General features: G+C 36.5%; 15 protein-coding genes. 4 read left to right on the forward strand and 11 right to left on the reverse strand.

Annotated elements, in window-relative coordinates:
* Positions 1 to 22 precede the first annotated feature (22 nt).
* The 3 genes from BO15_RS13435 (at position 23) to BO15_RS0100570 (ending at position 2,542) form a co-directional block, all read left to right on the forward strand.
* The gene (locus BO15_RS13435) at positions 23 to 1,402 is read left to right on the forward strand and encodes a helix-turn-helix domain-containing protein (RefSeq protein WP_033151583.1); all 1,380 of its coding nucleotides are present in this window, start codon (positions 23 to 25) and stop codon (positions 1,400 to 1,402) included.
* 185 nt (positions 1,403 to 1,587) lie between these two features.
* On the forward strand, positions 1,588 to 2,139 hold the full coding sequence (locus tag BO15_RS0100565; protein WP_052169687.1) for a nucleotidyltransferase domain-containing protein: 552 nt from the start codon (positions 1,588 to 1,590) through the stop codon (positions 2,137 to 2,139).
* A complete protein-coding gene (locus BO15_RS0100570; RefSeq protein WP_033151584.1) occupies positions 2,129 to 2,542 on the forward strand; it encodes a HEPN domain-containing protein in 414 nt (137 codons plus the stop codon). The genes BO15_RS0100565 and BO15_RS0100570 overlap by 11 nt, the downstream gene beginning before the upstream one ends.
* Before the next feature lie 116 nt (positions 2,543 to 2,658).
* Here the strand turns inward: BO15_RS0100570 and BO15_RS13800 are convergent, their stop codons facing one another.
* The 8 genes from BO15_RS13800 to BO15_RS0100600 form a co-directional block, all read right to left on the reverse strand.
* Entirely contained in the window at positions 2,659 to 3,552 is an 894-nt protein-coding gene (locus tag BO15_RS13800) for an EAL domain-containing protein (protein WP_242843737.1), read from the reverse strand.
* 28 nt (positions 3,553 to 3,580) lie between these two features.
* The gene (locus BO15_RS13805) at positions 3,581 to 4,891 is read right to left on the reverse strand and encodes a diguanylate cyclase domain-containing protein (RefSeq protein ID WP_242843738.1); all 1,311 of its coding nucleotides are present in this window, start codon (positions 4,889 to 4,891) and stop codon (positions 3,581 to 3,583) included.
* Between the two features lie 321 nt (positions 4,892 to 5,212).
* On the reverse strand, positions 5,213 to 5,362 hold the full coding sequence (locus BO15_RS13670) for a hypothetical protein (RefSeq protein ID WP_167541192.1): 150 nt from the start codon (positions 5,360 to 5,362) through the stop codon (positions 5,213 to 5,215).
* Positions 5,363 to 5,651: 289 nt separating this feature from the next.
* Positions 5,652 to 6,047, reverse strand: a complete 396-nt coding sequence (locus BO15_RS0100580) for a hypothetical protein (RefSeq protein ID WP_033151585.1) — start codon at positions 6,045 to 6,047, stop codon at positions 5,652 to 5,654.
* Between the two features lie 64 nt (positions 6,048 to 6,111).
* On the reverse strand, positions 6,112 to 6,945 hold the full coding sequence (locus BO15_RS0100585) for a metal ABC transporter permease (protein WP_033151586.1): 834 nt from the start codon (positions 6,943 to 6,945) through the stop codon (positions 6,112 to 6,114).
* Positions 6,939 to 7,583, reverse strand: a complete 645-nt coding sequence (locus BO15_RS0100590; RefSeq protein ID WP_033151587.1) for a metal ABC transporter ATP-binding protein — start codon at positions 7,581 to 7,583, stop codon at positions 6,939 to 6,941. The genes BO15_RS0100585 and BO15_RS0100590 overlap by 7 nt, the downstream gene beginning before the upstream one ends.
* 8 nt (positions 7,584 to 7,591) lie before the next feature.
* Entirely contained in the window at positions 7,592 to 8,599 is a 1,008-nt protein-coding gene (locus tag BO15_RS0100595) for a metal ABC transporter substrate-binding protein (protein ID WP_033151588.1), read from the reverse strand.
* An 81-nt stretch (positions 8,600 to 8,680) separates the two neighbouring features.
* A complete protein-coding gene (locus BO15_RS0100600) occupies positions 8,681 to 8,989 on the reverse strand; it encodes a hypothetical protein (protein ID WP_033151589.1) in 309 nt (102 codons plus the stop codon).
* Positions 8,990 to 9,253: 264 nt separating this feature from the next.
* Between BO15_RS0100600 and BO15_RS0100605 the strand changes: the two genes are divergently transcribed.
* Positions 9,254 to 9,826, forward strand: a complete 573-nt coding sequence (locus BO15_RS0100605) for an AAA family ATPase (RefSeq protein ID WP_033151590.1) — start codon at positions 9,254 to 9,256, stop codon at positions 9,824 to 9,826.
* On the opposite strand, the gene BO15_RS0100610 is transcribed toward BO15_RS0100605, so the two are convergent.
* From BO15_RS0100610 to BO15_RS0100620, 3 genes are all read right to left on the reverse strand, one after another.
* Complete coding sequence (locus BO15_RS0100610; protein ID WP_033154579.1) at positions 9,812 to 10,984, reverse strand: MalY/PatB family protein; 1,173 nt, start codon at positions 10,982 to 10,984, stop codon at positions 9,812 to 9,814. The two genes, BO15_RS0100605 and BO15_RS0100610, sit on opposite strands and share 15 nt — an antisense overlap.
* 47 nt (positions 10,985 to 11,031) lie before the next feature.
* The gene (locus BO15_RS0100615) at positions 11,032 to 11,916 is read right to left on the reverse strand and encodes a DUF3737 family protein (RefSeq protein ID WP_033151591.1); all 885 of its coding nucleotides are present in this window, start codon (positions 11,914 to 11,916) and stop codon (positions 11,032 to 11,034) included.
* A gap of 118 nt (positions 11,917 to 12,034) precedes the next feature.
* Positions 12,035 to 13,660, reverse strand: coding sequence for an Mbeg1-like protein (locus tag BO15_RS0100620; protein WP_033151592.1), 1,626 nt, complete (start codon positions 13,658 to 13,660; stop codon positions 12,035 to 12,037).
* Positions 13,661 to 13,691: the final 31 nt, after the last annotated feature.

Genomic DNA, 13,691 nt, shown 5'->3' on the forward strand with positions numbered 1-13,691 from the left:
TAGAAAGTGCTAGAATTATTTCATGAGAAAAAAGATTGCATTTACAAGTATTTTAATAGGAATATTGTTCTTTTTAAACAGCTCACAGTACCTATCCTGGTTCTATATTTTGGACCAATGCAACGATGGAAATTATGTTGATTTTATTGGACAATTTTTAGGAAAGATTTTCCAGGCACTGGGTATTCTATTATTCTGCGGATACGCGTATTTCGTCAAGGAAAAGCCATCTAAAATAATCGAATTCTCCATCCTTATTGCTGTCAATTTCCTGCTCACTGTTGTAACAATCATTCCCCAGTTCAGGGATGGTATTGAGTTAACAGGATTGCTGATGAATATAGCGATAGGTCTGCTATACGCATGGTATGTGGCAATAATAGTAGATATTGTTGATAAAAATAACTATGGTCTCACCTTTGGTGCTGGTATAGCCCTAAGCTGTGTCTTTTCCTATATTCTTTACTTTTTCGACAAAGATTATAGCTTTATTACCAGTATACAATGCCTGTATTTATATGCATTGATAAGTATTGGCGCTACTGTCCTATATGTGCTGACCTTGCATTCTTACATAAACACAACCAGACTTGTGGAGCAATCTTCTACTTATAAAGTTACCAGCCCATTTGGCAAAAATTACATTTTAATTATATTTTCTGCCCTACTGTTCGCAAGTATTGTTAACGGACTGGGATTTTTCCAACCTAGCAGCGATATCTCTTCCTTCCATATAAGTGTGGAGGCTATGAGGTTGTTTTACACACTAAGCTTGGTTATTGCAGGTATCCTTAATGATAAAAGACGTGGGCTGGGATTCATCCTTTGCCTTGTGGCATTATCTTTTGCATTCGCATTACCAATTATGCATGACAATACTACAGGTGTTTATGTGACTTGGGTGCTTGCTTATGTGTTTATTGGTTTCATCTCTGTATGTCGAACCGTAATCTTTTTAGATATTGCAAAGGAAAATGACAAGTACTATTTAGCTTCAATTGGTCTTTTTATAGGTCGCGTTGGCGAACCAATAGGCATGCAATTCAGGTTTTTGCTGGCAAACAACAATGCACTTTTGCTTGTTGTTATTTCCATTTTGTTTGCCGTAACAATCGTACTGTTTGCAATACCCTTCACACAGTTTTATGGAGTGAATACTCGTTCAAATGAAGAGATTGATTATCATGGAGTTTTTATTGACAAATATCAGCTATCCTCAAGGGAAGTACAGATTCTTGATGAATTACTATCTGGTAATGCTAACAAAGAAATTGCAGCAAATCTGTATATTACAGAATCAACAGTAAAGTTTCATGTAAAGAATCTAATGAAGAAGACCAACTGCAAAAACAGAAATGAACTTATAAAACTCTATAACACAGAAAATCGACTTAACAAGTAACACACCTTTCGGTGTAGTAATCTAACATTGAGACTAATCCAAATGAGGTTAGTCTCTTTGTGCTTATAGCCTTTTGTACCCAACCGTTAGAGCTCTATATGGCTGAATATCAACAATTAGGTGGTGGGATTGACTATAAATGATAAACATGTTAATATCTATGTACATAGATATGGAGGTGGATTATGGCTTATACAGAGAGTCTTAAAGAGACTAACCTCAAATACTTTAAAAACAGTCAAAAACGAATAGCGCTTAATTGGATTAAAGATGACTACGAAAGACGTATCGCTCCTGCTATAAAGCGCTCTGGAAAACCAACATCAACTTTTATAAAGGAAGCTATTGAAGAGAAGTTGGTTAAAGATGGACTAATAGAAGAGTACAGTAAATACAGTCTTGAATATACTCTTGAGAGAGTAAAAAAGATGATTGTAAAGAAAATCCCTAAAGTTTTACAGGATGATTGTAAAGAAATAATACTATATGGATCTTGTGCAAGAGGTGACTTTACAAATGATTCTGATGTTGATGTGGCGATTCTTACAGATAGTGATAGAGAGTCTGTGAAGCAATATGATTCAGCCATTGATGATATAGCAGTGGAAATTGAGTCAGATACAATGGCCATTGTTAATTTTGTATGTCTTCCAAAAAGTGAATTTGATGAAAAAGTTAGCTGGTATCCATATTTTATGAATATAAAAAAGGACGGAGTAGTGTTATATGAACGTTGAAGATAGAAATAATTTAGCAAAAGTACGATATGAACGCGCTGAGGAATTGCTTAGAACAGCGAATATACTTCTAAAAGAGGAAGATTATAAATCTGCAAATAATAGAGCCTTTTATAGTGCGGAGCAAGCGATTAAGGCTGTACTGTCTACAATAGAAAAGAATAGCGAGACTCACAATGGTATACTGGCAGTTTTTAACATGGAGTTCATACATAAGCCTTCTCAGTATTTTTCATTAGAGGATATGAAGTTGTTCAGAGGTATGGGAAGAATCCGTGAAGCTTCTGATTATGATGATTTTTACATTGCGAATAAAGCTGAATGTGAGGAGCAGGTACAGCATGCTAGAATCATTTTAGATAAGGTATCTATTTATTTGAAAGCAAATGGTGTGTTAGTCTAAAATTCAGTAAAAAAAAGCTCTAGACCAAGGATATTCATGAACGAATTCTTCGGTTTAGGGCTTATTTTATTATTACAAATCTTATAAATCTACAGAGCCAACACGGTCGCTGTTGCCTACGCTCTATTGGCGGTTTTATTATTTATGTCATCGAAATCTAATAATTCAAAATCAGTTACAGGCATAGGTTTATAAAAATAATATCCTTGCATTCGTTCGCAATCTATATTTAAAAGAAATTGAGCCTGTTCTTTGGTTTCGACACCTTCAGCAATAAAGTTGAATTTAAGCTGCAAAAGCATTTTGATTATATAGTTAATAATGATTTTGCTTTTTTCTTTGTTCTTCTCGTCCTTTAAAAAGATGTAATCTAGCTTTATTCCGTCAACAGGAACCTCTTTAAGCATATTTAATGAAGAATAGCCACTACCAAAATCATCCATTTCAACAATAAAACCATATTTTTGAAGGTCAGTAGTTGTTTTTAGTAGAAGCTCAGTATCTTCAACATATGCGCTTTCAGTAATTTCAATCCTTAGCTGCGACGGTGCGATATCATACTTTCGTACCAGATTGTTGAAATAGTCCGCAATGTTGTTATTTTTTTCAATGTCATAACGTGATAAGTTTATCGAAATGGAATGTTGGATACCCTTTTCATTCCATCTATGGAGGTCTTGACATACTTTATCCCATATTAAGCAATCTAAATCATAAATAAGCCCTGCCTGTTCCAGCATAGGTATAAATATGCCAGGACTTATCCAGCCTAACTTTTCATGCTTCCAACGGCACAATGCCTCGGCACCAACTATTTTGCCTGTCTTATAATTAACTTGTGGTTGGTACCATACTTGTATTTCATTATTCTTTACGGCTGTTGAAAAATGACCACAGATGTCGGCAACCATTTTACCTTTTTCCCATTGGTCAGTATTGTATATTTCATATCCCCCACCTGAGACAGAATTGTGAGCTTTCTTTTCTGCTAAATGGGCATAATCCAACATCTTATCAACATTAATATCTGAGTAATCATCACTTGTTAGAACGTATACACCACTGCATAACTGGACTGTATAGTCGATACCCTGATTTATATAATAGTTTTTTTACAGGTTCAAATACAGTCTTTTCTTGATTGAAAAGATTATTGTCATCTGGAACTAGAGCTAAAACTGCAAAATGATCAGCCCCTATTCTTGCAACAGCTTCTTTTTCAGACAGGTAATTCATTGTTTTATCAGCCCAGAAAACTAAAAGTTCATCACCTGAATTCATACCCATTTTATCGTTTATAAATTTAAAGTTTTTAATATTGTTATAAGATATTAAATACGTTAAAGTTGGGTTCTCCCTTAATAGCGTTTTAACTTTTTTACGGAAACCATCAAGACTTAAGGTTCCAGTAAGAGCATCATACTCAATTAATTGGCGGATTTGCTCATCTTGCTCTTTTCTTATTGCATATTGTTTTGAAACGAAATGAAGAATAATAAAAACCAATAATAATCCAAATATAATGATTAGATTGCCATAGATATATAAGTAATCAAAGAAATCATTTTTATACAGACGCCGAGATGTATAATCCAATATAATCGCCTGACGTTGATTATCATTAATCTTAGAAATGCCCAAATTAATCTGGTTTATTAGCTCCTGACTTTTTGGGGTATCAACAGCACCAACTCTAAAATCCATTGAGAACATTGTTGTTGGTTGAACTTCTAAATCTGAATATGATGGTTTTTGAAGCACATAACTCCATACATAAGAGTTGTAAAGTAATGCGTCAACATCACCTTTTCGAAGAGCATTCACACAATCAGGCATAGTTTCATACAAAACAAGATTCATACTTGGATACAAAGTGTGAACAGTATCAGCAACACCTGCCATTGATTGTAGCATTCCAACCTTTATTTGTTCTAAAGATTGAATGTAACCGCTACTCAAAGTGACAAGCGTGAAAGGTGTTGTCATAAGATTATCTGATATGATTGAAGGTTGTCCTGAGGTACTTTTTATAGAACTGCCAAAAGGCATTACCAAATCATAATTAGGGTTGTCTAGTGCGTCTTTAAGTGATGATTCTTCTATGATCTTAAAATTTACATTATAACCAGCATTTTCTGCCGCAAGACTCATTAAATCAATTCCAATACCTACAATATTTTTAGACGAATCATCAGTATAAAAAAGAGGGCATCTATCTGAAGGTACACCAACTATTATGGTTTCCTTATCGGACAAATCTGTAGCCAAAACTGCCCCATTAAACATGGAAGCAATCATTAATGAAATAAGTAAAAGCACTATTATATTAATTTTTGGAAATGTCTTCATATTAAACCAACCCTTGTAAAATTAACATTATTTAATAAGTAGGTTTTACATGGTTCCAAACAATTCACCCACTATATACCGTATCTATATAAGTGTAGCAAATATTTATGAATACTTTGTTAATTACCAGGCTGATTAATTCGTCCAATGAAGAATTGAAGAAAAGATTGAAAGGTTTTCGGATATAATTACTGTTGAAAGAAAAAAGAGAGGATGCTGCAAGCTTTGCTTCGTCTTGCAGCATCCTCTTTATCTACATGCTGATATATAGGAACTAGATTCCCATATCTTACTCCCCAAATCCTTATATTAAACTAACTACTAGCTAGCCTTCTGCGCTGTCATAACTCCAACAATTTTAATAGTATTTCTCGCTACAAATACTGTCTTAACTCCCTTTTGCTGAAGCTCTTCAGCTCTCCTAAAAAGATCCTCTGGACCTGTGCATATAATGATTTCACCTATCGCCATTTCTCATGCCTCCCCTTGGCGTATTTTAATGCTTGTTGTTTGCGCCACAGCGCAATTTGTTAACAACCGAACGTCTTTAATGATAGTACCAAATCCATTGTTTGTCCATTGCTGAAATGTGAACAAATTGTGAATTCTGCTTAATCGTTTTCACTAATTGATTTTTTTAGGGTTAAATAGAAATAGCTGCAAAATATATTCAGCAAAAGCTGTGAATTTGAGATTATAATTAAGAAGAGCCTCTATCATTTTGTATGACAGAGGCTCATTTTTTTACAAACTGGAATTATTATAAGTTCATGCCCGCATTTTTTTGTCGCGTTTTTCTTTCTTTAATCATTTGCTTGTACTGTGCCAAGCTCATCATTTTCTTTGGGCGCTTTGTGTATTTGATTTTAAGTTCCTCTGGCTTGTACATCTTCATGATGCCAGTGTATGTGATAAGTGTGCCGTCAGACTTTGTAACACATCGTCTGTTTATATGGATATGATAGTTTGAAACCGAACCGTTAATGATAAGCTCTGCAATACCCTTATCATCGCTGATTTCACCACTCTTAACCTTTGCCTGAAAGGTGTAAATATCCATAATCATGCTGGCTTTATCTTGAATTTTCTTTTGAGCCTCTTTAGCAGCCTGGATAGTCTCCTGATCTGGGGCCTCTATTGTAAATCTATTACCCATTTCCTTATTCCTCAAAAACTTCAGTCATTTTATCACAATTTAGCCACAATTTAAAGATGCACAATTATCCTTTAATTCTTCCAATCAAATAACATGCTCCAAATAGAATGCAATCTACCGCCACAATTGTGGAGCCTACTGGTGTGCCTGCAAGTATAGAAATAAGAATCCCTGCAAAGGCACAAATCATTGATGATACTGCCGAAAAGATTGTTACACTTTTAAAACTCTTCAAAATGCTCATAGCCGACAATGCAGGAAATATTACCAAAGCAGATATAAGTAATGAGCCTACCAAATTCATTGCAAGAACGATTATTACAGCAATTACTGTGGCAATAAGCAGATTGTAAAGATTTACCTTTGTGCCTACCGCATTGGCAAAGTTCTCATCAAATGTAACTGCAAAAATCCTGTTGTAAAACAATATGAAAATCAAAATCACTATAACAGCAAGGATTCCACAAGCCCATACATCAGCCTTTGTAAGTGTAAGGATAGATGTTGAGCCAAAAAGTGTAGAACAAACATCTCCGGATATATTAGAAGATGTAGGGAACAGATTCATAATCAAGTAACCAAATGCAAGTGCTCCTACTGAAAGCATAGCTATTGCTGCATCGCCTTTGATTTTTGCGTTTTGGCCCTTTCTTAGCAAAAGAATAGCAAACAGAATTGTCAGCGGAAGCACGATAATCATCTTGTTTGTAAGCTGAAGAACGGTTGCTATGGCAAGTGCGCCAAATGCTACGTGTGATAATCCATCTCCAATAAATGAATATCTTTTAAGAACAAGTGTAACTCCAAGAAGAGATGAACATAGTGCGATAAGCACGCCTACGATTAACGCATATCTTACGAATGGGAATCCCATATACAAAATAAGTTTATCTAACATGACATCCCCTCCATATCATTAACATTTAAAATACGAGTTGCGTAGTCTTTTACAGCAACCATGTCGTGACTAATCATGATAATTGTAAGCCCCTCATCGTTAAGCTGCTTTATAAGCTGATACATTTCCTCTGTAACAATAGGATCAAGACCAGCTACTGGCTCATCTAAAAGCAGTACTCGCTTTGTTGCACATAAAGCTCTAGCAAGAAGTACACGCTGTTGCTGTCCTCCTGAAAGCTCTCTATAGCATCTGTCCTTTAAATCTTCAATGCCCATTCTTTTGATATTTTCCATAGCCAAGGCTTTATGCTCCTTGGTGTAGAAAAATCTTTTCTTAAGGCTATTCTGACAGCCAGAAAGGACAATCTCAAATACTGAAGCCGGAAAATCTCTTTGAACCACCGACTGCTGTGGCAAATAGCCGATTTCATTTTGAATAAGACCATCCCCAAACTCAATGCTACCGGAAATAGGACTTTGAAGTCCTAACATAGTCTTCATCATTGTGGACTTTCCTGAGCCATTCTCCCCAATAATACAGAAGTAATCTCCTGCATTAATCTCAAAATTAATATTCGAAAGAACTGCCTGACCTTCATAGCCAACGCATAAATCCTTTGCTGTTAAAAGTGCCATGTAACCTCCTACTTTAGCCCCTGGCTAAGTACATCCAAATTTCCCTCCATAACGGAAAGATATGTAACGCCGGCTGCCACGTCGTCTGATGTGGTAGACTGCATCGAATCAAGTGCAAGAATCTGCGCATCATTTGCTGATGTATTTTCAATAATAGTCTGCGCAATTTTCTGATCTGAGTTTTCTATCGTAAATACGGTATTAAGATTAAGCTCATCAACCTTTCCTGCAAGGAAAGTGATAGTTTCAAAGCTGGCCTCTGTCTCTGCTGAACATCCAACAAATGCTGCGTAATAATCAAGACCGTAATCATCTACTAAGTATCTAAATGGGAAGCGGTCACCAAAGAGAACTGTTTTTACTGAAGCTTCATCAATTGTAGCCTGATACTTTTCGTCAAGTGTAGCAAGCTCAGCATTGTAAGCTGATGCATTGGCAGCATAAGTATCTGCGTTATCCGCATCTACTGTTGCGATGGCCTGTTCAATGGCATCCACAAGTACCTGTGCGTTCTTCAAAGAAAGCCATACATGCTCGTCGTACTCAACCTCTTCCTCTTCGCCTTCTTCAGCCTCAGTTTCTTCCTCGGCCATCATTCCCTCTACAACTTCCTCTTCCTTTACAGATTCTCCAAGAGATTCAAGAAGATTTACAACCTGCATGTCTTTATTGGTAGCCTCTGAAAGCGCATCTTCAACCCACTCGTCCGATTCTCCGCCTACATATACAAATACATCGCATGTAGCAATTTTCATAATATCATCTGCTGTAGGCTGATAGTTGTGAAGATCTACACCGTTATCAAGAAGCATTGTGATTTCAACATTGTCGTTGTCTCCAACGATTTCTCTTACCCAATCATATTCTGGGAAAATAGTGGTCACTACAGAAATCGTATTATCTGAATTTGTATTATCCACTGATGAATTATTGTCTGTGCTTGCACCACATCCTGTAAAAGCTGAAACGCCAAGTGTTGTAGCTGCAAGAAAAGCAATTATTTTATTAGTTTTCATTTTTATTATCTCCATTCTTAAAAAATTATATCAAAACAAGACCTGCATTGTTTCAAAATGCAGATAAAATGACAATAATCTTTAAGAATCTAGTCTTACCTTTTGGGAAATTAATGTAGCCTGAATAGACTCAAAAGAATAACCCTGGAAAGCTTCAATTAAAAGCTTATGTATGAATAGGACTACCGCAGCAACTATCAAGCCTGTACCGAATGTTTTGAGAGCGTTCTCGCATTGTTCCAAAATAGAACAAACAGGACAGTGATTGCTGTCTTCACAGTGATGTGATACGTGCTCAGAAATATAAATATTAGAAAAGAACATCATAAATAATGCAGCTGCTATAGCTACTGTTGCAATTATGATACTTTGAAAATTGCTGTTTTTCATGATTGCCCCTTTCCTAATTAGATAACTCTAACCAAATATCACTGTCATGATACTTATTACTAGATACTTTGTCAATTTGTAAAACTCCACATTAAAAGCCAAAAATCAAACTAAAAATTTTGTTATTATTTCTTGACATATGAGTAGCTGTTCAAATCAAAGAATTAGTTGTTAGAATATTCACACAACTAGTGAAGTTTTATGATATTATACTAATAGGATTTTTTGAGCGAAAACTAGAATTAAATGAGAGGAGGCTCTTTTATGTACGACTACGTAGCAATAGAACGTAAATATGGTAGTGGTGGTCATGAGATTGCAGATAAGCTTGCAAAGAAGCTTGGATATCAGCTTTACGATCGAGGGGTTGTTGTTGAGACTTGCAAGCGAATGGGACTTCCTTATGATCAGGTTTCCGGAATGGATGAACAAACACCAGTAAAGGCCCTTTTCAAGGCATCGGGAACAGATAACACATCCATGGAAGAAAAAATCTACAATACCGAAGTAGAAATCATTAAAGAAGCTGCTGAAAAGCCTGGCTGTGTTTTTGTTGGTCGCTGTGCAAGTGAAATACTAAATGACAAAAAATGCCTTAAGGTTTTCATTACAGCAGACGATGCTTACCGTATGAAACGTGCAATTAACGTGGAAAACATTGAAGCTGACAAAGCTGAAGAAGTTATGAAACGTTTTGACAAAAAACGTGAGAAATTCTTTACCACACATTCAGGATATAAATGGGGCTCCACAGACTACTTCGATATAGTTCTCAATGTTAGTGAACTAGATGAAGAAGCCTGTGTTGCAATGCTTGAAGCATTAGTTAAGTTTTAAATATGCATCAATTCCACATTTTAATCTATCAAGGCCATCCTGTAGGGTGGCCTTTGTGCATGCCACATTCATACGAAGGAAATTGGCACCTGTGCCACCATAAGCTGTACCAGCTGATAGGTAAAGACCTGTTTCTTTTCTAATGAACACAGCAAGCTTATCGCTGGAAATATTTAAAGTTGAAACATCAATCCACAAAAGATATGTGGCATCTCCACGTACCACATGAAGCTGTGGAATGTTGGCATCCACATAATCCTCCACGATACGTCTGTTTTCAAAAAGATACTCTCTTAGTTCATCAAGCCACTGCTCACCCTTTGTAAAAGCTGCAACTGCTGCATGAGCTGCAAAAACATTTGGCTCTGCAACTTCGTCTGTATTGATTCCTCTCCATGCCTTATGTCGAAGAAACTTGTTTGGAACAAAAATAGCAGCTGTCTGAATTCCCGGGATGCTGAATGTCTTTGTAGGTGCGATGCAAGTGATGCTGATATCTTTGCAGGTTTCTGACACTGAAGCAAACGGCACATACTCCTTGCCTGGTGCAACTAAATCACAGTGAATCTCATCTGAGACTACAATTACACCGTACTTCTTTGCAAGCTCGCCAACCTTGGCCAAATCTTCCTTTGACCAAATCTTACTGACTGGATTGTGTGGGTTACAAAGTACCATAAGGCTAGCCTGAGGATCAGACATTTTCTCTTCAAGGTCTTCGAAGTCCATTGAATATACGCCGTTTTCATATTTCAAAGGATTCTCTAATACTCTGCATCCATTATTTACAATACTGTTGAAAAAGATATTGTAAACTGGAGTCTGGATAATAACCTTTTCGTTTGGAGTAGTAAGCTTACGCACAATTGATGAAAGTGCAGGAATTACTCCTGTACAAAACATCAGCCAGTCTTTTTCTATTTTAAGACCATGGCGACGGTCCCACCATGAAATGTAGGCCTGATACCAGTCATCGTCCACATCAGTGTATCCAAACACACCGTGAGCAACGCGCTGCTCAAGTGCCTCTATTATTTCTGGGGCGGTCTGAAAGTCCATGTCTGCTACCCACATAGGAAGCTCATTTTCCTTCACGTCCCATTTCATGGAATCTGTACCGCGTCTGTTTATGTCTAAATCAAAATTATACTTTCCCATAATTGTCCTAAACCCTGTCATATTCAAAATCTTCGCTATGCTCGATTTTAATTATGAATTCTCCACTCTACGATTTCTTCCTTTTTGCCTACTGCCTGGCATTTTATAATAGTCTTTTCAGGATCAACCATATCCTTCTCAACAATCAAAGTCTCAATTTCAGGTGCTGAAATTGTACCGCTGATTGGGTTAAATACACTGTCAATCTTGTTTGTAATCTCTGCATCGATATTTTTTGCATACTCGAATGAAAGTGTAGTATTGATAAGCTTACAGTTTTTCATTGTAAGATTGTCTATGTAGCAAAGTCCCTGGAGACTCTCGATAGTACAATTTACAAATGTAAGATTCTTAGCATTCCATCCAAGGTACTCACCACAAATGTATGAATCATATACAGTAACATTCTCTGTATTCCAGAATGCATCCTTTGAAAGGATAACTGAATTTCTGATAGTGATATTCTTGCCACCATCAAATGAATAGTTACCATCAAGTCTGAGATTATCAATTTCGATGTTCTCAGAGTTCATAGCAAAGTAATGTCCCTTTGCTGTAACATCCTTAAGATTGATGTTCTTACACATCCAGAATGTTTCTTCTGCATTTGTAAGATCTACATTATTAAGTGTAACTCCATCACATCTTCTGAAATTCTTTGGAGCTGTGATAAGAGAATTCTTGATTTCGATATTGTTTGTGTACCATACACCAGAACGAGCCATCTCGAACCAGTTACAGTTTTCTACCTTTACATTGTTTGAATACCAAATTGGATACTTCCACTTAAACTGAGAGTGGTATACCTCTATATTTTTGCTTTCCTTTAATGGTGACTCTCCCTCATCAAAGATAGAGTCGTAAATAACAGCATCCTCAGCTGCATAAAGGGCTCTCTCGCCCTTGAAAAATTCCTGTCTATATTCCTTCATATTACTATAACCTCCGAATTCATACTTATAATACTTCCTAAAGTTAACTTTAGGTCAAGGTATGTTTTCAATTTTATTCACGACATATATTCTAACATCTAAATTTGATTTTGTAAAATTAAATAGCGCGCCTTGATGTTAAAATTCTGTTAAATATCATTATAAGATTGATAATTCCGTCGGTAAGTAACACAATTCCAAGAAATACCATATACCATCCCAAAGTATCCTTTGGCGCTACTAAAATGAAGCCTCCCAATATGATAAGTAGAGAAATTTCGGCAATAAGCTTTATCTTTTCACCACGTCTCTCCTTCTTTTCCGTTCTCTCACAGAGATTTCTAAAAGCAATGGCATTGCGGTAGGCCCAAGCTAAAAATGATACGCCAATTACTGCACTACCTATCAAGAAAATGGCATCTTCTTTTACAAGAAGCATAGCGTATACACCAACCATTCCAAGACATATATATACTCTTGCAGATTCTTCCTGCAGATTCCATTTTGCCTTGTATAGGTGCCTGATAGTAACCCCTACCTCAAACACTATTACTGCAAACAAAGCCAAGCTAATGGCAGTCTGTAAAATGTATTCTGGAATGATAAATAAAACTACACTGCACAGAATCATCCCCAAATAAGGAAGCCAATCCTTCTTTTTAATTTCTTCCTTAATCTTTTTGGCTTTCTTTTCATCTGGTGCTTTATCTAACGCAGCTGTAATTGGCAGCTTCATAAAGGTCTTTACAGTCTGTTTATCAAGTGCCAATAGCTCTATCATAATCTTTTCTATGGCAAAAGGCCCCTTTGCCACCACCTGACTAGTCGTTTTAATTCCAGCCTTATCAATGGCATTAAACAGGTCGTTAACAAAGCTTGTACGTTTAGTGTTATTAACACTTTCAATCCACTGATTAAGTACCTGATTTATAAATACACATCCTGGATCAAAGCTTTCGCTAATAAAAGCATTTCCATGATCTACAGCCCAGGATGTAGGGTCATGCTGCATGACACCTTCATTTGTGCTCTTTACAATTACCTGTGGGATATCGTGCTCCTCAAACAGCTGTCCAAAGATGGAATACTCTGGAACATATCGGGTTGCTTTATCCTTTATCTTCGAAACACATGATTTATCGCATACTTCTGGGCAAAGTCCTGGCCCGTCATCTAAATATACATGCTTAATCCACTTTTGATATTCGTCTGAAATATGTGTAGAAGCATAGAGTGCAAGATTGGCACCTTTGCTGTGACCTGCCACTATTACCTGGTGCTCTTCATAGAAGGATTCTTCAAGATAAGCTAAGGCTTTCTTCTGTGCCTCAGTTTCAGTGAAGCTTATCATGAAATCTTCCTTCCAGCCTGCCATGGTATCATCTGTGCCTCGGTATGCTACGAATCTGATTTCATCTGTCAAATCAAAGGTCATAGCTGAAAACTGGGCTGATATTGATTCATCCAATACGTCCTCATGCTTAACTAAAAGCATTTCTCCGTATCTTTTAGAATCGGCAGCTAGAGTAACGATTTCTTCTCTACCATAAAATGTTCCCTGAATTCCAGTCTTTGCCATTACTTCATAGACAACATCCCTAAATGCTCTTGGCTTATCAAGCTTTACATCCTCTAGTATCAGATATGCAAGCTTGCAAAGAATAAAATTGTCCACCTCTGTAAGTGGCTTTTCCTGAAATGAATAGTCTTTGTACCATTTTATATAATCAATTACGTTATCCATATTATGCTCCACAGATTATAAAAAAATAATA

This window comes from Pseudobutyrivibrio ruminis HUN009 (assembly GCF_000703005.1).
Classification (GTDB): domain Bacteria; phylum Bacillota; class Clostridia; order Lachnospirales; family Lachnospiraceae; genus Pseudobutyrivibrio; species Pseudobutyrivibrio ruminis_A.

What these genes read in the sequence shown, in the direction of transcription:
- BO15_RS13435 (WP_033151583.1), top strand. Translation starts at nt 23, where the DNA reads ATGAGAAAAAAGATTGCATTTACAAGTATTTTAATAGGAATATTGTTC.
- BO15_RS0100565 (WP_052169687.1), top strand. Translation starts at nt 1,588, where the DNA reads ATGGCTTATACAGAGAGTCTTAAAGAGACTAACCTCAAATACTTTAAA.
- BO15_RS0100570 (WP_033151584.1), top strand. Translation starts at nt 2,129, where the DNA reads ATGAACGTTGAAGATAGAAATAATTTAGCAAAAGTACGATATGAACGC.
- BO15_RS13800 (WP_242843737.1), bottom strand. Translation starts at nt 3,552, where the DNA reads ATGTTGGATTATGCCCATTTAGCAGAAAAGAAAGCTCACAATTCTGTC.
- BO15_RS13805 (WP_242843738.1), bottom strand. Translation starts at nt 4,891, where the DNA reads ATGAAGACATTTCCAAAAATTAATATAATAGTGCTTTTACTTATTTCA.
- BO15_RS13670 (WP_167541192.1), bottom strand. Translation starts at nt 5,362, where the DNA reads ATGGCGATAGGTGAAATCATTATATGCACAGGTCCAGAGGATCTTTTT.
- BO15_RS0100580 (WP_033151585.1), bottom strand. Translation starts at nt 6,047, where the DNA reads ATGGGTAATAGATTTACAATAGAGGCCCCAGATCAGGAGACTATCCAG.
- BO15_RS0100585 (WP_033151586.1), bottom strand. Translation starts at nt 6,945, where the DNA reads ATGTTAGATAAACTTATTTTGTATATGGGATTCCCATTCGTAAGATAT.
- BO15_RS0100590 (WP_033151587.1), bottom strand. Translation starts at nt 7,583, where the DNA reads ATGGCACTTTTAACAGCAAAGGATTTATGCGTTGGCTATGAAGGTCAG.
- BO15_RS0100595 (WP_033151588.1), bottom strand. Translation starts at nt 8,599, where the DNA reads ATGAAAACTAATAAAATAATTGCTTTTCTTGCAGCTACAACACTTGGC.
- BO15_RS0100600 (WP_033151589.1), bottom strand. Translation starts at nt 8,989, where the DNA reads ATGAAAAACAGCAATTTTCAAAGTATCATAATTGCAACAGTAGCTATA.
- BO15_RS0100605 (WP_033151590.1), top strand. Translation starts at nt 9,254, where the DNA reads ATGTACGACTACGTAGCAATAGAACGTAAATATGGTAGTGGTGGTCAT.
- BO15_RS0100610 (WP_033154579.1), bottom strand. Translation starts at nt 10,984, where the DNA reads ATGGGAAAGTATAATTTTGATTTAGACATAAACAGACGCGGTACAGAT.
- BO15_RS0100615 (WP_033151591.1), bottom strand. Translation starts at nt 11,916, where the DNA reads ATGAAGGAATATAGACAGGAATTTTTCAAGGGCGAGAGAGCCCTTTAT.
- BO15_RS0100620 (WP_033151592.1), bottom strand. Translation starts at nt 13,660, where the DNA reads ATGGATAACGTAATTGATTATATAAAATGGTACAAAGACTATTCATTT.